This window comes from Vibrio atypicus, from assembly GCF_009811315.1.
Lineage (GTDB): Bacteria > Pseudomonadota > Gammaproteobacteria > Enterobacterales > Vibrionaceae > Vibrio > Vibrio atypicus.
On the sequence record NZ_BLID01000002.1, the window covers coordinates 331513 to 358192 of the forward strand.

The following is a 26680-nucleotide window of genomic DNA, read 5'->3' on the forward strand; positions in this document are numbered from 1 at the left end:
CTGAGTCGCTTTTTTCTTGTTCAATCAGTTCAAATCGTTACATATTTTCAATCGATAAGCGCAATCTTGGCTTGCACGGCCTTTTTTGCCCTATATAATGACTGAACTACAAATTTTTTGATAAATATCAAAAAAAATTGAGAGCGAGTGAAAAACTTGCCCAATTCACTGCTCGAATTGTTACGTTGCAGTGTGAGTCATCAGGCTCCTTTATCCAACAAGCGTGTCGTATACAAACGAAGCCTCTACAGGTCAAAAGACGTAAGACTCAGCTAGCTGAGCGGTTGACCACAAGAAAAATAGAATTTCATCGGTATGAGCAATCATGCCGACACATATTATTTAACTTTTTAGAGGAATGTTGCTGTGACTCGAATTATCGTAGTAGGCGGCGGTGCAGGCGGTCTTGAGCTTGTTACTAAACTTGGTCGTACGTTAGGCCGTAAAGGTCGTGCTAAAGTGACGCTAGTGGATCGCAAAGGTAGCCACTTATGGAAGCCACTTTTGCATGAAGTTGCGACGGGTTCTTTGGATGAAGGTGTCGATGCATTGAGCTATCGTGCACATGCCAAAAACCATCATTTCGATTTCCAAATGGGTAGCCTAGAAGACATCGACCGTGAGCGTAAAGTGATTAAACTGCGTGAACTAAAAGATGACAATGGCGAGCTACTTATGCCAAGCCGTGAACTAGAGTATGACATCCTTGTTATGGCTATTGGTTCAACATCCAACGATTTTAATACTCCTGGCGTTCGCGAAAATTGTATTTTCCTCGATAGCCCAGAGCAAGCTCATCGTTTCCGCACAGAAATGAACAACGAGTTCCTTAAGCTTCATGCTAAAAATGGTAACGGTAAAGTTGATATCGCGATCGTAGGTGCGGGCGCAACGGGTGTTGAGCTTTCTGCTGAACTTCATAACGCAGTTAAAGAGCTGCGTACTTACGGTTTTGGTGATTTAGATTCAAGTAAACTAAACGTAAACCTTGTTGAAGCGGGCGAGCGTATTCTTCCAGCTCTTCCTCCTCGTATCTCAAGTGCAGCACACCAAGAGTTAACTAAGCTTGGTGTGAATGTTCGCACGGCGACTATGGTAACGAAAGCTGAGAAAGACGGTCTAGTTACTAAAGATGGCGATAAGATTGATGCTCAGATCATGGTTTGGGCGGCTGGTATTAAAGCGCCTGATTTCATTAAAGACATCGCTGGTCTAGAAACAAACCGAATCAACCAACTTGTTGTGAAAGATACTCTGCAAACAACGCTCGATGACGATATCTTTGTTATTGGTGATTTGGCTCAGTGCACTCAAGCGGATGGTTCTTTTGTTCCACCAAGAGCACAAGCTGCGCACCAGATGTCGAGCTGTGCGTTTTCCAACATTGTGGCTAAGTTGAACGGCCGTGATTTGAAAGCATATGTCTACAAAGATAAAGGCTCTCTAGTTTCACTGAGTCGTTTCTCAACGGTCGGTAGCTTGATGGGTAACCTGACTAAAGGCTCAATGATGGTTGAAGGTCGTATCGCGCGCGTTGTGTATATCTCGCTATATCGTTTACACCAAATGGCTTTACACGGTATGTTCAAAACTGCTCTGATTATTTTGATGGGCAGAATTAACCGCGTATTACGTCCAAACCTCAAGTTACACTAATATTCGGTTGTAGATTTGAATAGAGAATGGCGCTCATTGAGCGCCATTTTTTTATTCTGGGATTAAGGAGTATACGAGCCCTTCTTTCGGCTTGCCGTTGAAAATAAATCGATTTCGAGCTCGGGATTCAAATAGTGCGCCGCACTGCTCGGCAAGCTGTTGGCTCTGAAGGTTAAGTGGGTCACAGACTATTTCTAGTCGTGTCATCTTGAGCTGCTCAAAGCTGAAATTTATTAACCCTTCTAGTGCTTCTTTGCCGTAGCCTTGTCTTTGGTATTTGTCCGCAATCCAATAGCCCAAACTCGCCATGTTAAAGGTATGATAAAGCTCATTGATTGCAACCATGCCAAGTAACTGCTGGTCACTGCGTCGATATAAACCAAACCCATAGGCTTGTGACTTAACCCAATTGAGGCGAGTGGCCAAAAGAAAACGCTCAGCTTGCTCTTGGTTAAAGTCTTCTTCACACCAATCAATCCACTGGTGCAGAGTGGGAGAGTCGGAAATCAAGGTCTGAAACTGAGCAGCATCTTCATTTGGAATAAGGCGCAGTTCGAGCCGAGGTGTGATAATGAGATAGTCAGGCGACATGATGACTTTTCCTCGTATCAATATATACCCGTCATACTTCCTAATCACATAGAACACCTATGCTCATAGGGCTAAATTGGCTTGTTGCCGCGCTGCAACTAGTTATCTTGGGTATAGAAAAGCAGCCCAAGTGGACTGCTTAAAAGTAGAATGGTTGCGAGATAGTTAGTTAACTCGGCGCACTTGAATAATCACGCCCATTAGAGGGTGATCTAGATAGTGTGTTTCTGTGCTGCGCATGCGACGCTTTTGATCGAAGCGATAGCTCTTTAAGAACTCTTGCTTTTCTATCGTCGGGCTAACTTGTTCCATCAAACCTGCTTCAACCACATCGTTGGTTTCTGCAATTGATGTGTTTCCTTCCGCTTCCTCAGTGGTGAGATCCATCGTTAATGGATCTTGAAGGACAACTTCTCGAACACTTGGTGATTTTAAGTCCATTTCCACATCAGCATACAAGTAGTGCTCTACATAAATTTGTAGCTTACCATCCAGTTCATACAAGGCTTTCGGGATCGAAGTTTCTACAACGCCATCGATAACTTGTGTTCCTTGACTGGCACCTTTCATAGAGCCATCACGATTAAAGTTGTTTGAAAAGTCTTTGCCCGCTTGGATATGGAAGGTTGGAGCAGACAAACGGCCACGATCGCCTTGACGCCATGCTTTATGCATTAGCACTTCGAATCCAGCGTGTTTCTTCAACTTAGCCACTTCACCGTTTAGTTTGTACGATGAGTAAGGCAACATTTGTACGCCTTTACGTGAGCGGAAGCTCGTATCAGAGAATGAGCCTGTTCCGTCTAAGCTGATCTCTGGTTGGCTGTTTGGCCAAGATTCAGCGGTTTGCTCAGGATTGACTGCTCGTTTAAACACAACCACTTCGATATCAAATTGTCGCTGAGCCCAAGAAGGCAAAGCAACAAAAAAGAGTAACAGTGGGATCAGCTTTTTCATTACAACTCCATAATCCGGTGGTGTCACCGCGGAAAATTATTCTACCTGATTTGTTCAGGCTTTAGGCAAAAGGTTCTGTTGGAATTCACCCAACATATCACCAACAAATTGAATTCTTTGACGTCTATCGACCAATGGTACCGTAAACTTGAACTTAGTTGGTCCTTCCATTGCAAATTTTTGTGGCTGAGATTGCAATAGTTTAACCAAATACATTGGGTTAATGTCAGCGTCGGGATAGAACTCTATGTAACCACCTTTTTCGTGCGCTTCAATTTTCTTCACTTTGAGCTCGGCAGCTTGAAGTTTAAGCTCAGCGACTGAAAGTAAGTTTTTGGTTGCGTCGGGCAGTAAACCAAATCGGTCGATCAGCTCGACTTTGAGATCGCCTAACTCTTGTTTGTCACCCACGCTGGCAATTTGTTTGTACATAGAAAGTCGAGTGTTGATGTCAGGGATATAGTCATCAGGCAGTAGAGCAGGTAAGCGCATTTCGACTTCGGTTTGCTCTCTTAGAAGATCATCTAATGATGGTTCTTTGCCTTCTTTAAGCGCTTCTACGGCCTGCTCAAGCATTTCCATATAGAGTGTGAAGCCGATGGATTGGATCTGACCACTCTGTTCATCACCGAGCAGTTCGCCAGCGCCACGGATTTCTAAATCGTGAGTCGCGAGTGTAAAGCCCGCGCCAAGATCTTCTAAGGAAGCGATGGCATCTAAACGCTTAATAGCGTCTTTGGTCATCGCTTTCGGGTGAGGCGTTAACAAGTAGGCATATGCTTGGTGGTGTGAACGACCAACGCGACCGCGCAACTGGTGAAGCTGCGCTAAACCAAGGTTGTCGGCGCGATCCATAATAATAGTATTGGCTGTTGGTACGTCGATGCCCGTTTCTATGATGGTGGTACACACAAGCAAATTGAAACGCTGGTGGTAGAAATCATTCATGATCCGTTCAAGCTCACGTTCGCGCATTTGGCCATGAGCAACTGTAACGCGCGCTTCTGGGATCAGCTTTTCTAGATCGGCTGCGACTTTCTCGATGGTTTCGACTTGGTTGTGAAGGAAGTAAACCTGTCCGCCACGCATGATTTCGCGCAATACTGCCTCACGGACCACAGCGTCATCACTTTCGCGAACAAAGGTTTTGATCGCTAGTCGACGTGCAGGAGGTGTTGCGATAATGGATAAATCACGCATGCCGCTCATCGCCATATTCAACGTTCGAGGGATTGGCGTTGCGGTGAGCGTCAGAATATCTACATCAGCACGCATCGCTTTCATTTTTTCTTTTTGACGTACCCCAAAGCGGTGTTCTTCATCGACGATCAACAAGCCTAAGTCTTTAAATTTAATATCGTTCGATAGCAGCTTATGGGTACCAACAACAAGATCGACTTTGCCTTCTTCTAGATCTTGTAGAACCTGTTTTTGCTCTTTGGCGGATTTGAATCGAGAAAGTACTTCGACTCGAATCGGTAAGTTGGCAAATCGGTCGCGGAAGTTTTCAAAATGCTGCTGTGCAAGCAATGTGGTAGGGACGAGTACTGCGACCTGTTTGCTGTTGTCGGTTGCGAGGAAAGCCGCGCGCATTGCCACTTCTGTTTTACCAAAACCAACATCACCGCAGACTAGACGATCCATCGCTTTTGCTTGGCACATGTCAGACATTACCGCATTGATGGCCATGGTTTGGTCATCGGTTTCCTCAAATGGGAAGCCTGCCTTGAATGTTGCGTATTGACCACGGTCGAGTGCAAATTTGTAGCCTGGTTTAAGCTCACGTTTGGCATAAACATCCAGCAGTTCTGCGGCCACATCTCTGACTTTTTCAGCCGCTTTTCGACGTGCTTTAGCCCAAGCTTCACCACCCAATTTATGCAGCGGCGCACTCTCTTCTGCGCCACCAGAATAGCGACTAATTAGATTAAGTGACGCAACTGGGACATAGAGTTTAGCATCATTTTGATATTCAAGCGTAACGTACTCGGTCGTCATGCCACCGGCTTCGAGGGTTTGCAAGCCAATGTAGCGGCCAATACCATGATCAATATGCACCACAGGTTGACCTGGCTTAAGCTCTGCCAAGTTACGGATAACGGCATCGCTATTTGTTGTTTTGCGATCTTTACGTCGGCGCTGAATGACGCGGTCTCCGAGTAAGTCGCTTTCACAGATTAAGGCTAACTCTTCGTCACCAAATAGGAAGCCATGTTCTGCGGCTCCTAATACAAGAGTGAACTTTTCAGAACTGGCAATCGCTTGGCAAAAGCTTGGCTGTTCGACAGGGCGCAATTTAATCCGTTGTAAGAGCTCTAGCAGCGCTTCACGGCGGCCTTCTGATTCAACCGAGAAAACAATTTTACCTTTGTAGTTTTCACTGAACTGACGCAGGGCTGCCATTGGCTCTTTGTTTTGATGTTGTACCGCAAGAGTCGGTAAAGGTTCGACTGCTGGGTTTGTGCGCCCTTGCTTCTCTACGATGGCATCAATAGAAAGCTGTACTTGAGGCAGAGACTTAAAGCGGCCGAATAGCTCATCTTTCTTCAGCCATAGTTCTTCTGGCGGAAGCAACGGCCGCAAAGGATCAACTTTTCTCTGGTCATAGCGGTAATCAACGTCTGTCAGGAAAGTATCGATTGCACTTTCGATGTCACCGACAGTGATGAGTTGACTGTCGTCTGTAATATAGTCGAACAGAGTTTCTGTCTGTTCAAAAAAGAGTGGTTGCCAATATTCGATGCCTGCAGGCCAAGTACCTTTCGACACTTGCATGTAAACAGATTCAGGTTCGCGACGTGCTTCAAAACGTTGTCGCCAACGAATACGAAAATCTTCAATCGCTGCTTCTGTTGTCGGGAATTCGTGTGCCGGGAGTAGGCAGATTTCTTTTACATCATTGATAGAGCGTTGATTTTCTGGATCAAAGGTTCGAATCGTGTCGATTTCGTCATCAAAAAAGTCAATTCGGAATGGGTCGTTTGAGCCCATCGGATACAGATCTAAAATTGAACCACGGCTCGCGTACTCGCCTGGGCCGAATACCTGATCGACATGACGGTAACCCGACTTTTCAAGTTGTAGACGCAATTTATCGAGCGAATAAAGATCGCCTACCTTCACCATTAGAGTGTGCTGCATCAGGTAGTCACGTGGAGACTGACGTTGTAACAGTGTGCTGACTGGTACAATCGTAATACCACTCGTTTGAGTCGGGAGTTGATACAAACGAGCGATACGATCTGAAATGATCTCTTGATGAGGCGAGAAGTTATCGTAAGGCAGTGTTTCCCAATCAGGGAATAGTACGACATCCTCTTGCGTGAACTGCTCGATCTCTTGCAATAGTTTGAGCGCTGTTTGCGGATCTGGAACGGCAAGTAGGGTGTGGCTCGGGTGTTGATTCGCCAGTTCTGCGATTGCAATCGCTAAACTGGCACCTTGTAGGTTTCCGACTTGTTTTTTATCACCAGCGCCAGTTGGATTCGCTAGTTGGAATAGAGTGGTATTTGGCATAACAATGGTTCTATTTGTCTCGATTTAGTGAGCGTTGACGCAGCATTTTTTGTTGTTGATAGAGAGCGGCTTTGATTAACAGGTCTTCATCTAAATCGCGTAGTAGGTCATATTTAACGGTGATTTTGTGTTGTTCTTCGTGTTGTTCAGATTCAATCACGTGTCCGTAGCTGTAGATAGCGGCAGCCGGGTGGTCAAGGAATAGCTTGATGCGTACCTTGGTTCCTACACCTAAAGCCTCATCAGCTAGATAGCTAAATAAGCTGGCACCGAACGAGAGGGTTTGATGTCGGTAGGCTTCGTTGTCTTGCTGAGAAAGCATAAACGTTAGCAGCAGGTTCAATTTAGCATTTTGAGTATCTAAGAGTTCGATGACGTGTTTAAAGTCATTATTTTTGAGCTCAGAACGCGCACTGTCGTTGAGCAAATCGAGATGGCTAAATTCACTGGCTACTAGGAAAGGAGCAGGAATTTCATTTTCAAATCGATCGAAAGAGGGCAGAACAACACTTGATTCAAGTGGCTCTACATTGACAGTCATTTTGTGGTGAACGGTAAAATATTCTTGTTCAGGCATTCTGAATTTCCTTTTACTAACACACTGATTATCGTCATACGTAGCAACTAATCAAGGTATGTCATTGTTTATCACATATTTTGACCTCTAATTAGCAATTAAGGGCTACACCCGACAAGGATAAATCGGTACATTAACCACTATCAGACGTTATTGGTTTATTTTATGTTTCATCCGGTCTCGGCTTTTATCGGTTTACGTTACTTACGAGGACGTTCCGGTGATCGATTTAGCCGCTTTGTATCTTATATGTCTACAGCGGGGATCACGATTGGTGTGATGTCGCTTGTGACTGTTCTCTCCGTTATGAATGGCTTTGAAGCTCAGCTTAAAGGGCGGATTCTTGGTGTGTTACCTCAGGCAATCGTATCGGAAGTGGATGGCAAGACACCACGTGAAGAGCAAGCGCCTCTTTTCGTTCAAGCTCTTTCGACTGCTGCGCACCCTGAACCGATCGTGCAAAGCGAAGCGGTCATTCAAAGTGCCTCTCAGCTTAGCGCAGGTTTATTGATTGGTATTAAACCGAGCGATCATGATCCCATTGAAGACCACTTAATCGCGGGTCGTTTATCGGCGATGGAAGCTGGAAAGTATCAATTGTTTATCGGTCATACTTTGGCACGTTCGATGGATGTTTCGATGGGAGACAAGGTTCGCTTGATGGTAACCAGTGCGAGTCAATTCACGCCGCTTGGCCGAATCCCAAGTCAGCGCATTTTCACTGTGGCAGGGATCTACAACACGGGTTCGGACGTTGATGGCCAGTTAATGCTAACCCACATTGATGACGCTGCGCGTTTAAACCGGATGAAAAGTGACACCATGACAGGATGGCGACTCTTCTTTGAAGACCCATTTATTGTGGCTGATTTGAGTCAACAACCAATGCCAGATGGATGGCAGTGGCAAGACTGGCGTGATCAGCGCGGTGAGCTATTCCAAGCTGTTCGAATGGAAAAAAACATGATGGGCTTGATGCTCGGACTGATCGTTGGTGTTGCGGCTTTCAACATTATTTCTGCGCTCATTATGGTGGTTATGGAGAAGCAATCGGAAGTGGCTATTTTAAAGACTCAAGGAATGACAGATCAGCAGATTTTAGCCATTTTCATGGTGCAAGGCGCGAGCAGTGGCGTGTTAGGTTCTTTGATCGGTGGCCTTCTTGGTGTTGTGTTAGCGACTAATTTGAACTCGCTTTTAGAAAGTGCTGGTATTGCACTGTTTTCTGTCGGTGGAGAGCTACCGATTTTAATTAATCCATTGCAAATTGCAGTGGTCGTAGTATTGGCAATTGCACTTAGCCTACTTGCTACTTTGTTCCCGTCTTATCGTGCATCTTCAGTTAAACCGGCCGAGGCTTTGAGATATGAGTAACCTTCTAGAGTGTCATAATATTTGTAAAACGTATCGTGAAGGTTCTTTAGATACCCAAGTATTAAAAGGGGTAAGTTTTGAGCTTAAAAAAGGGGAATTGGCTTCGATCATTGGCTCGTCTGGTTCAGGTAAAAGTACCTTGCTGCATATTTTGGGCGCGTTAGACGATACGACCGAAGGGCACGTTACCTTCTTGGGGCAAAATCTAGCGGAGCTAAGTTCAAATAAACAAGCTAAGTTGCGTAATCAACATTTAGGTTTCGTCTATCAATTCCACCACCTACTCGCTGATTTCAGTGCATTGGAAAACGTCGCCATGCCACTTTTGATTGGTGGTATGTCGACGAACGGAGCCAAGGCGAAAGCGAAAGCACTGCTTGATAAAGTGGGTTTGACTCACCGTATTGAGCATCGACCATCAGAATTGTCTGGTGGTGAAAGGCAGCGCGTGGCGATTGCGCGAGCACTGGTGAATAGTCCGGATTTGGTGCTTGCTGATGAGCCAACGGGTAACCTAGATCACAAGACGGCACTATCTATTTACGACCTAATGCGTGAGCTGAACCAAGAGTCGGGTACCGCATTTCTAGTCGTAACCCATGATGGCGAACTTGCAAGTAAAATGGATCGCCAGTTGCACATGCAAGATGGCTTATTGCTGAATGTTGGGGAGTCCTAATTTGTTCTCTTCACTATCTTTACTTATCGGTGGTCGTTTTAGTCGAGCCAAACAGCGCAACAAAATGGTGTCGTTTATTTCACTCTCCTCGACGATTGGTATTACTGTAGGCGTCGCGGTGATCATTATTGGCTTGTCAGCGATGAATGGTTTTGAGCGTGAACTGAAAGACCGCGTTTTGTCTGTCATCTCACACGGTGAGTTTGAAGGTGTTCGCGGGCCGATTGAAGAGTGGCAGTCGGTGATCACTCAAGCGGAAAAGCATCCTAAAGTTGAAGCGGCTGCCCCTTTCGTGAAGTTAACGGCGCTTGCTGAAAAAGGCCAACAACTCAAAGCGATTGAGGTGAGAGGTATTGACCCAAGCCAAGAGTCGAAAGTTTCAAACCTGAATCATTACATTGATCCGTCGGTATGGCAGCAATTTAAACCTGGCAGTAAGCAAGTGATCTTAGGTCAAGGTGTCGCGGACCTTTTGAAGGTTGATGTGGGTGACTTCCTAACTCTAATGATTCCTTCATCTGGTGTTACAACCAAGGTGCAAGCGCCGAAACGTGTTCGAGTTCAAGTCGCGGGTTTACTGACTCTAAATGGTCAGATTGATCATAATCTTGCCTTAGTCCCACTGGCTGATGCCCAGCAGTACGCTAAGTTAGGAAGTGCCGTTTCTGGCGTTGCATTAAAAGTTACCGATGTACTTGACGCGACTCAAATTGTTCGTGAAGCGGGTAATACACTCGATGTTTACGTCTATCTTCGTAGCTGGCAACAGAAATATGGGTTCTTATATCGAGATATTCAGCTGGTTCGAACCATTATGTATTTAGTCATGGTACTGGTGATTGGTGTTGCGAGCTTTAATATTGTTTCTACACTGATGATGGCGGTAAAAGATCGCGCCTCTGAGATTGCGATTCTTCGGACCATGGGCGCGACGGATGGCCTGGTAAAACGTATCTTTGTTTGGCAAGGCGTATTCTCTGGGGTGCTAGGTAGTATCGCGGGTAGCGTGTTTGGTGTTTTGGTGGCACTAAATCTCACGGATTTGATCAAAGGACTTGAAGGTCTCATTGGCCATAAGTTTTTGTCGGGCGATATCTATTTTGTCGACTTCTTACCCTCTCAAGTGAACTTCACTGACGTTGCCTTAGTCTCTACAACGGCGATTATTCTTAGTCTACTTGCAACTTGGTACCCGGCTTCGAGAGCGAGTAAGTTGAACCCAGCTACGGTTCTCAGTTCCAAGTAGTGTAAATCTAAAATGTAAAAAGGACCCATTCGGGTCCTTTTTTAATGCGTTGGTTTCACTGCGATTACATATGAGCGAGATTGCCGCCCTAAAGCAGTTTGGCTGCTATTTACTTTTTAAGCAGCCCGCCTAATCTGATTTTACGCTTTTGCCAACTTCTAACGACCGAATAGCGCCAAAGCGCCTTAATTCCGAAAAATCCAATAATGGCAGATAAGACACCGCAAATCAGACATCCCAATAGGAATGGAGGTCCAATAGTATTCATTTGGTGCAGGATAAATTCCCACGACAGCTCAAAGTGAAAAGGTTGCGGCGGTACGTGCATGACCCAAGCGCCAACTTTATAGGCGAAATAGAACAATACAGGCATGGTAATCGGGTTACTGACCCACACTAATGCGACAGACAAAGGCAAATTGACACCACATACAATGGCGAGACCTGCAGACATGATCATTTGGCTTGGGAGCGGAACGAAAGCCATGAAAAGACCCACTGCAAAAGCACCTGCCGCTGAGCGACGGTTTAGACACCAAAGGTTAGGGTTATAAAGCACATTGCCAAAAATCTTTAGCGCTTTTTGACGCTTAATAACTTCGTGGTCAGGCATAAAGCGCTTAATGAACTTTCTTGGCATAGGGGACTATGACTCTCTACTTATATTACTGGACGCTAGCGTCGTTTTCGGCGGTTATTATTTCTTCGTCTGTTTGGTTCTATATGCCCGAATGGCCATGGATAATTCCTTGTTTGGCTATCGTGGCCCTATCACTGAAAGTGAATAAGCTTCGGGTATTTCTCGGCTCTCTTGCAGCGTGCGTTGTCGTTTTAACGCATAGCAATCTGCTTCGACACCAAACAGATACGCTTTTTCAAGCAGGTTCGAATCTTACCATAAATGCTGAGGTTGACAGCTTTTTTAAACAAATAAGTCACGGCTTTCAAGGTAGAGCCGTGGTTAGATCAATCAATGGCCAAACATTGAACATTTATGAACGGCCAACGGTTTGGCTCAAGGCGCCAGTTAGTTTGAATATTGGTCAAACGATTACTGCAAAAGTTGATATAAAACCAATTATAGGTCAGATGAATGAGGTTGGTTTTGATGCAGAAAAGTACGCTTATTCACAATCGATAGCTGGACGAGTTGTGGTTGATAAGAAAGCGAGTTTTTTTGTCGAAAACCATTGGTCATTACGTTACGCGATTTATCAAGCGGTCTCAGATCAAGTTGATACATTATCGAATGGAGGATTGATTAAGGCGTTAGTTTTTGGCGTTCGCCAAGGTATTCCAGACGAGGTCTCCACACAGTTGCGTGATAGTGGTTTGAGCCATCTCGTTGCGATTTCTGGATTGCATATCGGGATCATGTTTGGCGTGGGTTGGTTAGTTGGCACACTACTGCTTAGACTCTCTTTTCATTTTACACTCGCGCCTGTTATTACGGGTTTAGTGACAGCAAGTTTATACGCTTGGTTAGCAGGTTTCTCGATACCGACTAGTAGAGCACTGATGATGTGTTTATTCCTATGCTTGTTTCAGTCGATGCAAATAAAAACATCATTGCTGTTTAAGTGGCTGTTGGTGTTATCTATCTTGTTAAGTATTTGGCCTCGTTCCGCGGTAGACATGAGTTTATGGATGTCTATGGCTGCCGTAGCGATTATTTTGCTCTTTTTGTCTCTAAATCGAAATAGAACGTCTTATTGGAAAACAGTGATAGGGCTACAGTTATTTATTTCGCTTCTTATGTCACCTGTCATTGGGCTTCTATTCGATGGGTTTAGTCTTGGATCTTTGATCTATAACCTTGTTTTTGTGCCTTGGTTTAGCTTCGTTGTGATCCCTTTGACATTTTTATCTCTATTGATGACGGTGCTTCCTGTCGATAGTGAACTACTTTGGCATTGGACGGATCTTTCTCTCTCGGTCGTCATTTACGCGATGCAGTTTGCTAGTCATGCTTGGGTAGACTTGTCCTCTCTGCAAGTTAAATTCCTTTATCTCGCCATCGGAGCGAGTGGCTTATATTTTGTGCTGAGTAACTTTGGACGAATTGTGCTGGTCATCGTCGCTAGTGCTTTGACTATCAATTGGAAACCCACAACAGAATGGAAACTCGTGGTGTTAGATGTAGGTCATGGCTTAGCCCTAGTGATTATTCAAGATTCAAAAGCACTGGTTTATGACACGGGAACAGCTTGGGAGAAATCTAGCTATGCCGAACAGGTGATTACTCCTTATTTGGTTAGAACGGGTGTCTCCGTTGTTGATTATTTCATAGTGAGTCATTTCGACAATGATCATGCAGGAGGTTGGAAGAGCATCATTGACAGGTGGAAGCCTCAGCATTTTATTACTAGTCAGTTTGGTCATTCCGACGATGTTTGTGTCAAAGGTAAAATTTGGCAGTGGCATGATTTAACGTTAGAGGCGCTTTGGCCGCAGCGGATAGTAACTCGTGCTTACAATCCTCACTCTTGTGTTATCAAGGTAACTCACAAATTAACAAATCAGTCTGTTTTAATTCCTGGGGATGTAGAAGCCGTCGCCGAATGGATGCTAGTTAGAGAGCCGGAAAAACTGAACTCGACGGTTGTGATTGTCCCCCATCATGGAAGTAAAACGTCCTCATTACCAGCGTTCGTAAAAGCGACAAACTTGGAGCTTGCGATTGCATCTACTGCATATAAAGGTCGTTGGAATCTACCTAGCTCCGATGTGGTTAAAAGGTATCTTCGACAAGGGGCTGTGTGGTTAGACACTGGCACATCGGGTCAAACATCGATTAACTTCTATACAGATGGCTATCAGGTGGAGCAACTTCGCCAAGGTAAACGCCAAGCTTGGTATAGGCAGATGATGCGTAAGGGAGTAGAATAGGAAGATTATTGTAAGAAAAATAAGCAGTTCTATGTCAATCGATAAAGATGAAACAACCTGGCACACCTTTAAACGTTTATGGACTTATATTCGTTTATATAAGAAAGGGCTTGTCGTCGCCGTTATTGCATTGGTCCTCAACGCTGTAGCAGATACCTATATGGTTTCATTGCTTAAACCATTGCTGGACGAAGGGTTTGGCAATGCTGAATCTAACTTCTTAAAAATTTTGCCCCTCATCATTCTTGGCGTAATGTTCGCGAGAGGCGTGACGAGCTTTATCTCTACCTACTGTTTAAGTTGGGTTTCAGGCAACGTTGTGATGGAAATGCGTCGTAAGATTTTCGGCCATTTTATGCACATGCCTGTCAGTTTCTTTGACAAAGAATCTCCAGGTGCTCTTCTATCTCGAATTACCTACGACTCAGAGCAGGTATCAGCTGCGACCAGTAAAGCATTGGTGAGCATTGTTCGCGAAGGTGCAAGTATTATTGGTTTGCTCGTTCTGATGTTCTGGAACAGTTGGCAACTATCTTTGGTGTTACTGGTTGTTGCGCCAGTGGTCGCTTGGGTTATAGGTATTATTTCGAAGCGCTATCGTCGAATCAGTAAAAACATGCAGACGGCGATGGGTAAGGTGTCCTCTTCAGCAGAACAGATGCTCAAAGGCCATAAAGTTGTCCTCAGTTATGGTGGTCACGATATTGAGCGTGAACGCTTTAATAAGGTGAGTAATCAGATGCGTCAGCAATCCATGAAGTTTATAACAGCTCATGCAATTGCTAACCCAGTCACGCAGATGATCGCTTCATTGGCTTTGGTGACAGTTCTATTTTTGGCAAGTTTTGAAGAAATTCGATCTCAGCTTACACCTGGTACGTTTACCGTTATTTTCTCCGCTATGTTTGGTTTAATGCGCCCACTTAAGGCAATCACCAACGTAGTTTCTCAATTCCAACGTGGTATGGCAGCGAGCCAAACTCTTTTCGCACTGATGGATTTGGATACAGAAGTAGACAATGGAAAGCTTGAACCTAAGCAAGTAAAGGGTGAGATTAAGGTTACAGACGTCACCTTTACCTACCAGGGTAAAGAAAAGCCCGCATTAAGCAAGGTTAGTTTTGATATTCCTGAAGGAAAGACGGTTGCCTTAGTGGGGCGCTCAGGTTCTGGTAAGAGTACGATCGCAAACCTCTTTACACGTTTTTATGATATTGATGAGGGCAGCATTGCTCTTGATGGGCACGATATTCGTGACTATAAGTTAAGGAATTTACGTAGTCATTTTGCTCTCGTTTCTCAAAATGTTCATCTGTTCAACGACACCATCGCGAATAATATTGCTTATGCAGCGGAAGGTGAGTTTAGCCGAGAGCAAATCGAAGAAGCGGCGAGATTAGCGCATGCGATGGTCTTTATTGATAAACTTGAAGATGGTTTAGATACCGTGGTAGGTGAAAACGGTGCGAGTTTGTCTGGTGGTCAACGCCAGCGTCTTGCTATCGCTCGCGCATTACTAAGAGATGCCCCTGTTCTGATTTTGGATGAGGCGACGTCAGCATTAGATACTGAATCTGAACGTGCAATCCAGTCCGCTCTCGATGAGTTGCAGAAGAACAAAACGGTACTAGTTATTGCCCATCGACTCTCTACGATTGAAAATGCAGATGAAATCCTTGTGGTTGATGAAGGTGAGATCGTTGAACGAGGTGATCACCCAACGTTACTTGCGAAAGGTGGAGCCTACTCGCAACTGCACAGAATCCAATTTGGTCAGTAATTCGTGATTGAAAAGATTTGGTTTGAAAATCATCCAATGAAATACTTGCTGTGGCCGCTATTGTGGCCACTAAGCAAGCTATTTGGCTCCGTTAGTCAAAAGCGCCGTAAGCAATACCAATCGGGTGAAAGGGTGAGCTATCGTGCACCTGTACCTGTGGTTGTGGTTGGGAATATTACAGCTGGTGGTAATGGAAAAACGCCCGTTGTTATTTGGTTGGTGGAAGAGTTGCAAAAGCTGGGCTTCAAGCCGGGTGTCGTCTCACGCGGCTATGGTGCAAAAGCGCCAAATTATCCCTTGCTGGTTGAAGAGAACACGTCTACGAAGCATTGCGGTGATGAGCCAAAACTTATCTTCAAGCGTACTGGAGCTCCTGTTGCGGTATCCCCTGTACGCAGTGAAGCAGTAAAAGCCTTGTTGCCATTCGGTGTCGATATCATTATTACTGACGATGGCTTACAGCACTACGCGTTACAGCGAGATGTTGAAATCGTGGTGGTTGATGGCAATAGACGCTTTGGTAACGAGTCACTTATTCCCCTAGGTCCGTTACGCGAAACTACCGACCGTTTAGATGAAGTTGATATTATCATTACTAATGGCGGGACTGCTCATAAAGGTGAAGCGTCAATGAAGCTGATTCCGGGTGATGCGATTAACTTAAACACTAAACAGCAGCTTGCAACAGCTCAATTGGAACAATTAGTGGCTATGGCTGGTATAGGTCACCCACCAAGATTTTTTGCTACGCTAGAGCAGTTGCAAGCAAATCTGGTTGAAACCCAAGGGTTTGCCGATCATAAAGATTTTGAACCGTCAGAATTAGAAGCTTTGGCCCAAAAAGGTGAGAATCTAATTATGACAGAAAAAGATGCCGTTAAATGCGCTGACTACGCGAAAGATAACTGGTGGTACTTACCTGTGACTGCCCAGTTTGAAGTGCAAGACAAACAACGCATATTAAACAAGATAATAGAGGTTAAGGAAAAATATGGATCACCGTCTGCTTGAAATCGTCGCATGTCCGGCTTGTAAAGGTAAGCTTACTTTTGATAAAGATAAACAAGAGCTGATCTGTAAATTAGACCGCCTTGCTTACCCTATCAAAGAAGGTATCCCAGTACTTCTTGAGCCTGAAGCTCGTCAGATGAGCATGGATGAGGGGCGCTAATGTCTTTTACGGTTGTAATTCCTGCCCGTTATCAATCGACGCGTTTACCAGGTAAGCCGCTGGCTGATATTGCTGGTAAGCCAATGATCCAGTGGGTGTATGAGCAAGCTATTCAAGCTGGTGCTGAGAAAGTAATTATAGCAACCGACGATGAGCGTGTCGAAAACGCGGTTAAAGCGTTTGGTGGTGATGTCTGTATGACTTCACCAAATCACGAATCAGGCACTGAACGCCTGGCTGAAGTTGTTAGCGTTATGAACATTCCTGATGATCATATCATTGTGAATGTTCAAGGTGATGAGCCATTGATTCCACCATCGATCATTGCTCAAGTTGCACAAAATCTTGCAAGTAGCCAAGCGCCAATGGCAACTTTAGCGGTCGATATTACGGATGAAGCGGAAGTGTTCAATCCAAATGCTGTTAAAGTTTTAACGGATAAAGACGGCTATGCGATGTATTTTAGTCGAGCAACGATTCCTTGGGATCGTGACAGCTTCGCTAACGGCGGTAAAACAATTAATCAGCCATTGATGCGTCATATTGGTATTTACGCATACCGTGCAGGTTTTATTAATACTTACATTAACTGGGAGCCAACGGCTCTTGAGAAGATCGAGTGTTTAGAGCAGTTGCGCGTGCTTTGGTATGGTGAAAAGATTCATGTTGAGGTTGCTAAAGAAGCGCCCGCAGCAGGTGTCGATACACCTGAGGATCTCGAAATCGTGCGAAATATTATTGCAAACCGATAAAAGAAAAGGCCCGTTTGGGCCTTTTTAGTATCTGAATAATGATTAGATTTTCGCATCATAGTCATTACGTTTCGGACAGGTGCTGAGAATTTCTCGTCTCCCTGTGTCTTTAACCTCTTCTAAGATAATATCGAAGCCCCATAAGCGATATAGGTGCTTTAATACTTCGTCATAGCTTTCATCAAGTGGGATACGGTCATGAGGAATATATTGCAGGGTTAAGGAGCGATCGCCACGTACATCAACATTGAATACTTGAAGATTAGGTTCCAAGTTACTCAAATTGTATTGTGCTGCTAACTTTTCTCTAATCGCTCGGTAGCCTGTTTCATCGTGAATTGCACTTACTTCAATGTAGTTCTTTCTATCATCGTCAACGATAGCGAATAGTTTAAAGTCACGCATCAGTTTTGGAGAAAGATATTGGCTGATAAAACTTTCATCCTTGAAATTCTGCATTGCAAAGTGAACAGCTTCTAACCAATCTGTCCCAGCCAAGTTTGGGAACCATTCTTTGTCTTCGTCTGTTGGCTCTTCACAGATTCTACGTATATCGCGGAACATCGCAAAACCCAGTGCGTAGGGGTTGATACCACTAAAGTAAGGACTATTGTAGGCGGGCTGCGCGACAACACCTGTATGGCTATGTAAGAACTCTAAAATAAAGCGATCGGTGACCAGACCTTCATCATAGAGGTGATTGAGAATCGTATAGTGCCAGTAGGTTGCCCAGCCTTCGTTCATGACTTGAGTTTGTTTCTGTGGGTAGAAATATTGGCTGATTTTACGCACGATACGCACAATCTCACGCTGCCAAGATTCCAGCAGGGGTGCGTGTTTCTCTATAAAGTAAAGAATGTTCTCTTGAGGCTCTGTTGGGAAGCGAACCTTTTGATCTTCCTGTTCCACGGCTGATTTAGGTACCGTGCGCCAAAGATCGTTTACCTGAGATTGCAAGTAGGCTTCACGCTCTTGCTGACGTGAAGTTTCCTCTGCAATTGAGATTTTTTCCGGACGCTTATAGCGGTCGACGCCAAAGTTCATCAATGCATGGCATGAATCAAGCAGCTCCTCTACTTCTTTCTCACCATATTTCTGCTCACACTCAGAGATGTATTTTTTAGCAAACAGAAGATAATCAATGATGGAACTGGCGTCAGTCCACGTTTGAAATAGATAGTTCCCTTTGAAGAAAGAGTTGTGTCCATAACAAGCGTGCGCCATAACCAGTGCCTGCATGGTAACGGTGTTTTCTTCCATTAAATAGGCAATACAAGGATCTGAGTTGATCACAATTTCGTAAGCGAGACCCATTTGACCATGTTTGTAGCCTTGTTCTGTCTGAATGAATTTTTTACCAAATGACCAGTGATTGTAGTTAATGGGCATGCCGATACTTGAGTATGCATCCATCATCTGTTCAGAAGTAATGACTTCAATTTGATTTGGGTACGCATCCAGTTTGTAGTGGTCAGCGACACGCTTGATTTCAGTGTGGTAACGATCAAGCAATTCAAATGTCCAATCAGGGCCATCAGGCAACGCCTTGTTCTTAGTTGGCTTTTTGGTTTTTGTTGTCATATTGGCCTCCCTAAGCGGTCTCTTTTTTGAAAAGTTCGCGGAATACAGGAAAGATATCTTCAACGCTTCGGATGTTTTTCATCGCGAAGTTCGGGAAGGCACTTTCTAGCTTTTCATATTCATGCCACAAGGTTTGGTGTGAACGGCGAGTAATTTCGATATACGAGTAATACTGGCAGTTAGGAAGAAGGTGTTTAGTGAGCAATTCCTTACAACGCGGTGAATCATCTGCCCAGTTATCGCCATCGGAAGCTTGTGCCGCATAGATATTCCACTCTCCAACAGGGTAGCGGTCGGCCACTATTTCATTCATGAGTTTTAGTGCACTTGAAACAATGGTTCCCCCCGTCTCTTGCGAGTAGAAGAATTCATGTTCGTCGACTTCTTTCGCTTGGGTGTGATGGCGAATAAAGACGACTTCGACGTTTTCATACGTACGAGTCAAGAACAGATAAAGCAGTACGTAAAAGCGTTTGGCGATATCTTTGGTTGCTTGGTCCATTGAGCCTGAAACGTCCATTAAGCAGAACATCACAGCTTGGCTAGAAGGAATAGGGCGACGTTCGTAGTTTTTAAAACGTAAGTCGAAAGTATCGATAAATGGAACCGTATCGATTTTATGACGAAGTGACTTTATCTCCTCAAGTAAACGCTGCTCTTCCAGCATTTGAGCGGGTTCACTAAGTTTTACTTGGTCTAGTTGTTCTTCAAGTTCACGCAGCATGCGTTTTTTACCCGCTGTCATAGCGGTGCGTCGCGCTAGAGATTGTTGCAGTGATTTAACAATAGCAATGTTTGCTGGCACGCCTGCCGTTTGGTAACCAGCACGAGTGGTTTTCCATTCCGTGATTTTATTGATTTGGTTTTTTTCTAAATTTGGTAACTCCAGATCTTCAAATAGAATGTCTAAGTATTCATCTTTGGATATCTGGAATACAAACTCGTCTTGTCCCTCACCATCGGCGCTAGCATCTCCTTCACCGGATCCGCCACCTTGGCCCCCACCTTTCGGTCGCTCGATTTTATCACCCGTAATGAATTGGTCGTTGCCTGGATGGACACGTTCTTTTAGCCCACCTTTACCTTGATGAAAGACAGGTTCTTTAATGTCCTTATGAGGAATCGCGACATCTTCACCGGTTTCAGTATTGGTGATTGAACGGCGATTTACCGCGTCAGCGACAGACTCTTTGATCTGCTCTTTGTGGCGGCGTAAAAAGCGCTGGCGGTTTACAGCACTTTTATTTTTGCCATTGAGTCGTCGGTCAATAAACTGCGCCATGAGTCACCCCTTATTTGCACCGTGAAAACCTGAGATCTTCACGTATCGATCTCGCATCCAATCTCCTGCCAGAGTTTGGCTCTGGCAGGTACTCCATGGGCTTCCTTCTCTAAGTGAAAAGGAATTCAGCTTTGCTATTAAGAAGACTTACGCACGCGTAAGTACCACTCAGAAAGCAAACGCACTTGTTTCTCGGTATAACCTTTCTCCATCATACGAGCGACAAAGTCGTCGTGTTTCTTCTGGTCTTCAGAAGAGGTTTTCGTGTTGAAAGAAATAACAGGGAGAAGTTCTTCTGTGTTCGAGAACATTTTCTTCTCAATCACAGTACGAAGCTTCTCATAGCTGGTCCAAACTGGGTTTTGGCCGTTATTGTTTGCGCGGGCACGAAGTACAAAGTTGACGATCTCATTTCGGAAATCTTTCGGGTTACTAATGCCCGCTGTTTTTTCGATTTTCTCTAGTTCATTGTTTAATGCAGAGCGGTCAAACAACTGACCCGTTTCTGGATCGCGGTACTCTTGATCTTGAATCCAGAAGTCAGCGTAGGTGACGTAGCGGTCAAAAATGTTTTGGCCATATTCAGAGTAAGATTCTAAGTAGGCGGTTTGAATTTCTTTACCAATGAACTCAACGTAACGCGGTACTAAATAGCCTTTAAGGAACTCTAGGTATTTCTCTGCCGTTTCTTGAGGGAACTGCTCGCGTTCGATTTGTTGTTCAATGACGTAGAAGAGGTGAACTGGGTTCGCTGCAACTTCGGTTTGATCAAAGTTGAAAACGCGTGAAAGAATCTTAAACGCGAAACGTGTCGATAGACCTGACATACCTTCATCAACCCCTGCGAAGTCACGGTACTCTTGGTAACTTTTCGCTTTCGGGTCGGTATCTTTTAGTGTCTCGCCATCGTAAACACGCATCTTGGAGAAGATAGACGAGTTTTCAGGATCTTTAAGTCGAGAGAGAATACTGAACTGGGAAAGAAGCTCTAGCGTACTAGGCGAGCATGGTGCCTTAGACAACTCTGAATGATCCAGTAGCTTTTGGTAAATCTTCACTTCTTCAGAAACACGCAGACAGTACGGTACTTTCACAATGTAGACACGGTCTAGGAAAGCTTCGTTGTTCTTGTTGTTACGGAAAGTTTGCCACTCTGATTCGTTCGAGTGAGCGAGAATCATACCATCGAAAGGCAGTGCCGATAGGCCTTCAGTACCGTTGTAGTTACCTTCTTGAGTCGCAGTAAGTAAAGGGTGAAGCACTTTGATCGGTGCTTTAAACATCTCTACAAATTCCATTAGACCTTGGTTCGCTCGACAAAGGGCACCTGAGTAGCTGTAAGCATCTGGGTCGTCTTGAGAGAAGTGCTCCAATTGGCGAATGTCGACTTTACCCACTAAAGATGAAATGTCTTGGTTGTTTTCATCGCCTGGTTCAGTTTTCGCAATCGCAAGTTGATCAAGAATCGATGGACGGACTTTCACTACTTTAAATTTGGAAATGTCGCCGCCAAACTCATGCAGACGTTTTGCAGCCCAAGGTGACATGATAGAGCGTAAATAACGTTTTTCGATGCCGTATTCTTGTTTCAGCAACTCGCCATCCTCAGTCACATCAAATAGACAGAATGGATGGTCATTAACTGGACTGCGTTCACCATTTGCAGATAGTACATAAACGGGTACTTGTTGCATTAAGGCTTTGAGTTTTTCAGCCAATGATGATTTACCGCCACCCACGGGGCCGAGTAAATAAAGAATCTGTTTGCGTTCTTCAAGGCCTTGGGCAGCATGTTTTAGGTAGGAGACAATTTGTTCAATTGCATCTTCCATACCATAGAAATCTTTGAAGGTTTCGTAGCGCGAAATGACACGGTTTGAAAAAATACGACTTAGATGGGGATCTTGGGCTGTATCGATGATCTCTGGTTCCCCGATTGCCATAAGAAGTCGCTCAGCGGCATTGGCGTAAGCGCTCTTGTCATCTTTACAAAGACCAAGAAAGTCCTGTAACGACAGTTCCTCATCCTTGGAGGCTTCGTAGCGTGCTTGAAAATGGTCGAAAATACTCATAATGAATTCCCCTCTGAACCTGTCAAACTGACAATAAACCCGCATAGAAAAGCAAAATCCTTTCTAATTTAAGCCTAGTTGCTTTTTGGAATTTTGCTTAAAAAATATGTGTTTAATTGCAAAGTGTGATGAAAATTAGAATTTGGTTATCTAGAGGAGTTCTAGTGATTTGAAGGCTTGAAATTTTGGCTTGTGTTTGAAACAGATCCCCAAAAAACTTATTCACTAAATCAATGTGATTATTAAAAACAGCTCATTTTTGCCGCCTAAAAGGGAGGTTAAGAGATGTGGTGATTTGATTAATGGTATTTCATTCTATATAATCGCGCGGTATTGTTCACCAAAGGCAACTCTAGCGATGAAAAATTGGTTTAAGTGGTTCGTTTTTTCAGCGGTTTTTACGACTTCTACTGTTTATGCAAACATCTCCCAATGGTCAATTGGAGGTGCGGCTTCCTATTCGCCAGCTGTATACAAAGATACGCCATCGAATAAAACGGTAATACCAATGATCGGTTATGAAGGTAGCCACTTTTTCCTTCGAGGATTTAGCGCTGGTTATCGAATGCTGCCGGTTGGCTCTCCGCAAAATATAGTTTTTCGAGTGGTGTACGATCCTAGAACATTAAAGCCAGAAGATTCAGATGATCCAGCGATCCAGCTAATGGATGAACGAAAGGCCTCTATTCTGGGCGGTGTGAGTTATCAAATGATTACTTTGGCTGGTATGTTTGAAATTACAGCAGGTAGTGATTTGAGGTTTGTTCACAACGGACTTTACGCAGAGGCCGCATGGCGATTACCGATTCGTCGTCGTGGTTGGGCTGTAACCCCTGCAATTGGTTATGCTTATAACAGCTCACGATTGAATGACCATTTATATGGAGTTAGCAGTAGTGAGGCTAATAAAGCTCAGGCAGCTGGGCACAATATCGAAGAGTTCGAAGCCAGTTGGGATGGTCAATATTTTATTGGTCTTTCTGGATATATGCATTTGACACCCCATATCCGTGTGACAGGTGGTATTCGTTACACCAACCTTGAAGGGGAGGTTCAATACAGTCCGTTAGTTGAAAATGGTGTTTATACGAGCGCGAATGTAGGAGTTGCATACGTGTTTTAAACCAAAGCTAAGCCATGCACACGTAATAGTGACAAAAATAGCACTTACTTCTAGCATTTTTCACACTTTCAGAGCTAAGTCATGATTTATTTTTGAGCTCGAAATTATAATGGTCACTGATTTATACCAATATCTTATAAATATCATAAAAGTGACAAACTAATGCTTAAAAAATTATCGCTTAAAAACAAACTCGCTATTTCAGCGAGCGCTGCAATTATAGTCGGGGGACTATGTGTGGAAGCTCTTTCTTTTAGAGCTTCCTTGGAAAGGTTAGATAACGATATCGAACAGAGGCTTGAGAGCACGATATCGTCTTATAGCCAATATGTGTCGGATTGGATCTATTCTAAAGAACGACCGATGATGTCATTGGCGAATGATGTTGAAAAAAGTGCGATTGTCACTCACTTGAAGCAAGTTAAAGATTCAGCGGGCTTTGATAATGTGTTCTTGGCCTACCCAGACGGTACTCAAGACAATGCCAATGGTGTAGTTCTTCCACCTGGTAATGATGACCCAAGAGAGTGGGGGTGGTACAAGAGTGCTGTTAACAACCCATCAAAAGTCTTTATGGATAACCCAACTGTAGCGGCTGCTACAGGAGCCAATGTCGTTTCGTTAGGTAAAGCGATTAATCTGCATAGCCAGCAAGTTGTCTTGGGGGCTGATGTTGAAATTACCGACATTCTCAACAGCATGGGTAAAGTGATTCTTCCTGGTGAAGGGTTTATGTTTATCATGAATCCGGAGGGAAATATTTTTACCCATCAAGACACAAGCTTACTTAATCAACCCTTAAACAAACTTGGTGTCGATTTAGACGTTGTTTTGCAAGCGGTTCAGTCTGGACGAGATGTTTTTACGGAAGTCTATGGAAAAGAGTCGGTTGTCCATGCGAAAAGTATCCCGAATACAGATCTTGTTACTGTGGTTGTGATTGATCATGATTCACTTATTTCGCCTCTATTTGATGCTGTTTGGGGCCAAATGTTGGTGACGGGTGTGATTGTGGTGATCTGCACTCTTTTGTTCAATATTCTGTGTAACATACTTTTCCGACCTTTGAATCACGTTTCCAACGCACTGGAACAAATTGCCAATGGTAGCGGTGATTTAACTCAACGAATCGAGATTGAAGCGCAAGATGAAGTTGGAAAGCTTGCGATGAACTTCAATACATTCGTAGCGAGTTTGCAGCAGCTAATTGGACATATTCGCGAACAGTCTTACCAACTTACTGAGCAATCTGAGCGTACGACAGTTCGAGCACAAGCTTCAGTGAATGAAATTCATCATCAGCAGCAAGAGATCACCATGGTTGCAACTGCGGTTACAGAGCTGGCAAGTGCGACTCAAGAAATTGCGTCTCATGCAGAACAAACCGCTCAAGCTGCACAAAATTCAACGGTGAGCACGGATAATGGGCATGAGTTGGTTATTAATACGAAAGGCTCAATCAACAAACTGGCAACTGAATTGGAAAGCGCAAGTGATGTAGTTAGCGCACTGGATCGTCACGCTCAAGAGATATCTACAGTGCTAGCGACTATCCAAGGCATTGCTGAGCAAACTAATTTGTTAGCCCTTAATGCTGCTATTGAGGCGGCGCGCGCTGGAGAGCAAGGTCGTGGCTTTGCGGTAGTTGCGGATGAAGTTCGAGTGTTGTCACAAAGAACACATTCCTCGACGGAAGAGATAAAAGCGACGATTGATATTTTGCAAACAACGACAGCAAAAGCTGTATCGATTATGGAGAGTAGTGCTGATTTAGCAGGTAACTCAGTGGTTGATGCCGATCGCGCTGCTGGTGCTTTGGAAGAAATCAATGCAGCGGTAGCGTTGATCAGTGATATGGCAACACAAATTGCGACAGCAGCAGAAGAGCAAACACATGTGACTAGTGAGATTACGCAGAATATTACATCGATTAAAGATGTTGCAGATCAACTAGTGATAGGGGTGAATGACAGCTCAGAAGAATCGATACAAGTTAAGAACCAGGCGCAAGAGTTAAGTGCAAAAGTAGCTACCTTCAAGTTATCTTAGGGGTGTTAAAAAGGGACCGAAAGGTCCCTTTTTTGAATGGCTTTATATGTGCCATACACTAGCTAACTAGTTAAGCATTGAAGATTTGCTTAAGTTCGTTGGCACATAAATGGTATTGGCGTGGGCAATTACGCCAAGTAGTTAGCATACGGCGGTATTTCTCTTGCATTGGCATTTGAGAATTGAAGTTGTGTTCAGCTTTTTCAAACTGAGAGTACAAACCTTCAGAGTCCGTCAGGAAACGTACGTAATTAACTAACTGAGCTTCAGAAGCGGCATCAAAGCCTAAGAAGATTAGACGACGCTGGTCGACATCTTTACGTTCTTCTTCAGTTAGCATTTTGTTTGATTCTTGCATCGCGTGATACATTTCCATCGTGTCAATGACTTCACGACATTCAGCCTCACTTAAGCGTCCAAAGTCTTTGTTCAGTTCACTCATTTGTAGCTCGTATCCGCGTTCCACGATGGTCTGCAGACGTTTATATTTTGCTGCATTTTCAGGGTCCATCTGTGACATCAGAGAGTATTGGTTTGAAAGAATCAAGCGTTGAGCGTTGGTCATTTCCATGTTGGCCTCACTATAATAATCTAATACATTTTTAATGTGCTTAGGTTATCTGTTCAAAGAATTATGAAACATGATCTCAACACATATTTAATATGAAAAGTACAAAGAACAGTCAGAAAAGTGTGTCATTTTTTATGGTAATGATTATAGATGTAATCGCGGTCAGAAAAGACTCTTAGCCACTCAGGCTTAAAGACACAGAACATGGTCAGAGCCATCCCATTAATGAGGCCTTCAGGAAAAGCCAATAGTGGTACGAATATTAGATAATTGTCGACAATGGTTGTCCAATCGTACGCGTCAAGGAAGAATAAATAGGCGCCACTCGAAAGAAGATGCAGTGTTCCCGTTAGGGCTCCATTTAAAAACCCCGCGACAAAAATAAAGACAAAAATGTTTCTTGGTAAAAAATGATAACTGAATAGGAAAACAGCGTAGCTAGTTGCAATCGGAATTAAGCAGGATAGCAAGATGTATTCGGGAAGCTGGAATAGTGAGAGCTCAGTAGTCGTTGTTAGTAGAAAGCCAATGATGACAGACAATACAATGGCGACTCGCCAGCCGTACATTAACGTAAGAGTGGTCAGTGCTAAAAAGTGGATGGAAAGTCCTGCTTTAACTCCGGCTTGGGCGGACCAAAGTAGTGTAAAAAGGATAATAACAGCAAAAGTAAGATGCTGAAAATTACGCTCATGGATGAATTTAGGCCAAAATACACTCGTCACATCTCGCCAGACTAGTGGTACAAAGAGCAGTATGATGATTAACGCAAACAACTCGTTTAATAACATATTGACCTCAAAAAAATACCAAC

At 44.1% G+C, this 26680-nt stretch carries 21 protein-coding genes; 11 read left to right on the forward strand and 10 right to left on the reverse strand.

The features are described from left to right. The first annotated feature begins 366 nt into the window (after positions 1 to 366). Positions 367 to 1656 carry an NAD(P)/FAD-dependent oxidoreductase gene (locus GVO60_RS06085; RefSeq protein WP_159651905.1) on the forward strand — a complete coding sequence of 430 codons (1290 nt, stop codon included), beginning with the start codon at positions 367 to 369 and terminating at the stop codon, positions 1654 to 1656. A 51-nt stretch (positions 1657 to 1707) separates the two neighbouring features. Here the strand turns inward: GVO60_RS06085 and GVO60_RS06090 are convergent, their stop codons facing one another. The 4 genes from GVO60_RS06090 to GVO60_RS06105 all read right to left on the reverse strand — a co-directional run bounded on the left by GVO60_RS06090 (position 1708) and on the right by GVO60_RS06105 (position 7297). Next, complete coding sequence (locus GVO60_RS06090) at positions 1708 to 2247, reverse strand: GNAT family N-acetyltransferase (RefSeq protein ID WP_159651907.1); 540 nt, start codon at positions 2245 to 2247, stop codon at positions 1708 to 1710. 165 nt (positions 2248 to 2412) lie between these two features. Beyond that, complete coding sequence (locus GVO60_RS06095; protein WP_159651909.1) at positions 2413 to 3204, reverse strand: peptidoglycan binding protein CsiV; 792 nt, start codon at positions 3202 to 3204, stop codon at positions 2413 to 2415. 54 nt (positions 3205 to 3258) lie between these two features. Next, positions 3259 to 6720: a transcription-repair coupling factor gene (mfd, locus tag GVO60_RS06100; protein ID WP_159651911.1), complete on the reverse strand. Its 3462-nt coding sequence runs from the start codon at positions 6718 to 6720 to the stop codon at positions 3259 to 3261. 10 nt (positions 6721 to 6730) lie between these two features. Next, positions 6731 to 7297 (reverse strand): PilZ domain-containing protein, encoded by a 567-nt coding sequence (locus GVO60_RS06105; RefSeq protein WP_159651913.1) that lies wholly within the window; start codon positions 7295 to 7297, stop codon positions 6731 to 6733. 165 nt (positions 7298 to 7462) lie between these two features. Between GVO60_RS06105 and lolC the strand changes: the two genes are divergently transcribed. The 3 genes from lolC to lolE are packed head-to-tail and all read left to right on the forward strand — an operon-like array spanning position 7463 to position 10596. Next, positions 7463 to 8671 (forward strand): lipoprotein-releasing ABC transporter permease subunit LolC, encoded by a 1209-nt coding sequence (gene lolC / locus GVO60_RS06110; protein WP_162596536.1) that lies wholly within the window; start codon positions 7463 to 7465, stop codon positions 8669 to 8671. Beyond that, positions 8664 to 9350 carry a lipoprotein-releasing ABC transporter ATP-binding protein LolD gene (lolD, locus tag GVO60_RS06115; protein ID WP_159651917.1) on the forward strand — a complete coding sequence of 229 codons (687 nt, stop codon included), beginning with the start codon at positions 8664 to 8666 and terminating at the stop codon, positions 9348 to 9350. Before lolC ends, lolD begins: the two co-directional genes overlap by 8 nt. A 1-nt stretch (position 9351) precedes the next feature. After that, a complete protein-coding gene (gene lolE, locus GVO60_RS06120) occupies positions 9352 to 10596 on the forward strand; it encodes a lipoprotein-releasing ABC transporter permease subunit LolE (RefSeq protein WP_159651919.1) in 1245 nt (414 codons plus the stop codon). A gap of 109 nt (positions 10597 to 10705) precedes the next feature. Here the strand turns inward: lolE and GVO60_RS06125 are convergent, their stop codons facing one another. Next, entirely contained in the window at positions 10706 to 11236 is a 531-nt protein-coding gene (locus GVO60_RS06125; protein WP_159651921.1) for a DUF2062 domain-containing protein, read from the reverse strand. A gap of 83 nt (positions 11237 to 11319) precedes the next feature. Between GVO60_RS06125 and GVO60_RS06130 the strand changes: the two genes are divergently transcribed. Genes GVO60_RS06130 through kdsB form a run of 5 tightly spaced genes read left to right on the forward strand, consistent with a single transcriptional unit; the run spans position 11320 to position 17188 of the window. Continuing rightward, a complete protein-coding gene (locus GVO60_RS06130) occupies positions 11320 to 13485 on the forward strand; it encodes a DNA internalization-related competence protein ComEC/Rec2 (RefSeq protein WP_371862436.1) in 2166 nt (721 codons plus the stop codon). Positions 13486 to 13516: 31 nt separating this feature from the next. After that, positions 13517 to 15265, forward strand: a complete 1749-nt coding sequence (msbA, locus tag GVO60_RS06135; protein ID WP_159651925.1) for a lipid A ABC transporter ATP-binding protein/permease MsbA — start codon at positions 13517 to 13519, stop codon at positions 15263 to 15265. Between the two features lie 3 nt (positions 15266 to 15268). Then, the gene (gene lpxK, locus GVO60_RS06140; protein WP_159651927.1) at positions 15269 to 16276 is read left to right on the forward strand and encodes a tetraacyldisaccharide 4'-kinase; all 1008 of its coding nucleotides are present in this window, start codon (positions 15269 to 15271) and stop codon (positions 16274 to 16276) included. Beyond that, positions 16257 to 16436 carry a Trm112 family protein gene (locus tag GVO60_RS06145; RefSeq protein ID WP_159651929.1) on the forward strand — a complete coding sequence of 60 codons (180 nt, stop codon included), beginning with the start codon at positions 16257 to 16259 and terminating at the stop codon, positions 16434 to 16436. The genes lpxK and GVO60_RS06145 overlap by 20 nt, the downstream gene beginning before the upstream one ends. Continuing rightward, positions 16436 to 17188 carry a 3-deoxy-manno-octulosonate cytidylyltransferase gene (gene kdsB / locus GVO60_RS06150; RefSeq protein WP_159651931.1) on the forward strand — a complete coding sequence of 251 codons (753 nt, stop codon included), beginning with the start codon at positions 16436 to 16438 and terminating at the stop codon, positions 17186 to 17188. Before GVO60_RS06145 ends, kdsB begins: the two co-directional genes overlap by 1 nt. Before the next feature lie 42 nt (positions 17189 to 17230). Here kdsB and GVO60_RS06155 read toward each other — a convergent pair whose 3' ends face one another. From GVO60_RS06155 to GVO60_RS06165, 3 genes are all read right to left on the reverse strand, one after another. After that, positions 17231 to 18769, reverse strand: coding sequence for a SpoVR family protein (locus tag GVO60_RS06155; protein WP_159651933.1), 1539 nt, complete (start codon positions 18767 to 18769; stop codon positions 17231 to 17233). Between the two features lie 10 nt (positions 18770 to 18779). Next, positions 18780 to 20051: a YeaH/YhbH family protein gene (locus GVO60_RS06160; protein WP_159651935.1), complete on the reverse strand. Its 1272-nt coding sequence runs from the start codon at positions 20049 to 20051 to the stop codon at positions 18780 to 18782. Between the two features lie 137 nt (positions 20052 to 20188). Then, a complete protein-coding gene (locus GVO60_RS06165) occupies positions 20189 to 22123 on the reverse strand; it encodes a PrkA family serine protein kinase (protein ID WP_159651937.1) in 1935 nt (644 codons plus the stop codon). A 358-nt stretch (positions 22124 to 22481) separates the two neighbouring features. On the opposite strand from GVO60_RS06165, the gene GVO60_RS06170 reads away from it, so the two are divergent. Continuing rightward, complete coding sequence (locus GVO60_RS06170; RefSeq protein WP_159651939.1) at positions 22482 to 23246, forward strand: MipA/OmpV family protein; 765 nt, start codon at positions 22482 to 22484, stop codon at positions 23244 to 23246. A 162-nt stretch (positions 23247 to 23408) separates the two neighbouring features. Beyond that, a complete protein-coding gene (locus GVO60_RS06175) occupies positions 23409 to 25295 on the forward strand; it encodes a methyl-accepting chemotaxis protein (protein ID WP_159651941.1) in 1887 nt (628 codons plus the stop codon). A gap of 70 nt (positions 25296 to 25365) precedes the next feature. Here GVO60_RS06175 and GVO60_RS06180 read toward each other — a convergent pair whose 3' ends face one another. Both GVO60_RS06180 and GVO60_RS06185 read right to left on the reverse strand, forming a co-directional pair. Then, on the reverse strand, positions 25366 to 25866 hold the full coding sequence (locus GVO60_RS06180) for a YfbU family protein (RefSeq protein WP_159651943.1): 501 nt from the start codon (positions 25864 to 25866) through the stop codon (positions 25366 to 25368). A 125-nt stretch (positions 25867 to 25991) separates the two neighbouring features. Then, positions 25992 to 26657: a hypothetical protein gene (locus tag GVO60_RS06185; protein WP_159651945.1), complete on the reverse strand. Its 666-nt coding sequence runs from the start codon at positions 26655 to 26657 to the stop codon at positions 25992 to 25994. Positions 26658 to 26680: the final 23 nt, after the last annotated feature.

Bases quoted from the DNA above. Each gene is read 5' to 3' on its own strand.
- GVO60_RS06170 (WP_159651939.1), top strand. From the start codon at position 22,482: ATGAAAAATTGGTTTAAGTGGTTCGTTTTTTCAGCGGTTTTTACGACT.
- GVO60_RS06155 (WP_159651933.1), bottom strand. From the start codon at position 18,769: ATGACAACAAAAACCAAAAAGCCAACTAAGAACAAGGCGTTGCCTGAT.
- GVO60_RS06090 (WP_159651907.1), bottom strand. From the start codon at position 2,247: ATGTCGCCTGACTATCTCATTATCACACCTCGGCTCGAACTGCGCCTT.
- GVO60_RS06095 (WP_159651909.1), bottom strand. From the start codon at position 3,204: ATGAAAAAGCTGATCCCACTGTTACTCTTTTTTGTTGCTTTGCCTTCT.
- lolD (WP_159651917.1), top strand. From the start codon at position 8,664: ATGAGTAACCTTCTAGAGTGTCATAATATTTGTAAAACGTATCGTGAA.
- mfd (WP_159651911.1), bottom strand. From the start codon at position 6,720: ATGCCAAATACCACTCTATTCCAACTAGCGAATCCAACTGGCGCTGGT.
- GVO60_RS06105 (WP_159651913.1), bottom strand. From the start codon at position 7,297: ATGCCTGAACAAGAATATTTTACCGTTCACCACAAAATGACTGTCAAT.
- GVO60_RS06175 (WP_159651941.1), top strand. From the start codon at position 23,409: ATGCTTAAAAAATTATCGCTTAAAAACAAACTCGCTATTTCAGCGAGC.
- msbA (WP_159651925.1), top strand. From the start codon at position 13,517: ATGTCAATCGATAAAGATGAAACAACCTGGCACACCTTTAAACGTTTA.
- GVO60_RS06160 (WP_159651935.1), bottom strand. From the start codon at position 20,051: ATGGCGCAGTTTATTGACCGACGACTCAATGGCAAAAATAAAAGTGCT.
- kdsB (WP_159651931.1), top strand. From the start codon at position 16,436: ATGTCTTTTACGGTTGTAATTCCTGCCCGTTATCAATCGACGCGTTTA.
- GVO60_RS06185 (WP_159651945.1), bottom strand. From the start codon at position 26,657: ATGTTATTAAACGAGTTGTTTGCGTTAATCATCATACTGCTCTTTGTA.
- GVO60_RS06145 (WP_159651929.1), top strand. From the start codon at position 16,257: ATGGATCACCGTCTGCTTGAAATCGTCGCATGTCCGGCTTGTAAAGGT.
- lolC (WP_162596536.1), top strand. From the start codon at position 7,463: ATGTTTCATCCGGTCTCGGCTTTTATCGGTTTACGTTACTTACGAGGA.
- GVO60_RS06125 (WP_159651921.1), bottom strand. From the start codon at position 11,236: ATGCCAAGAAAGTTCATTAAGCGCTTTATGCCTGACCACGAAGTTATT.
- GVO60_RS06130 (WP_371862436.1), top strand. From the start codon at position 11,320: ATGCCCGAATGGCCATGGATAATTCCTTGTTTGGCTATCGTGGCCCTA.
- GVO60_RS06180 (WP_159651943.1), bottom strand. From the start codon at position 25,866: ATGGAAATGACCAACGCTCAACGCTTGATTCTTTCAAACCAATACTCT.
- GVO60_RS06165 (WP_159651937.1), bottom strand. From the start codon at position 22,123: ATGAGTATTTTCGACCATTTTCAAGCACGCTACGAAGCCTCCAAGGAT.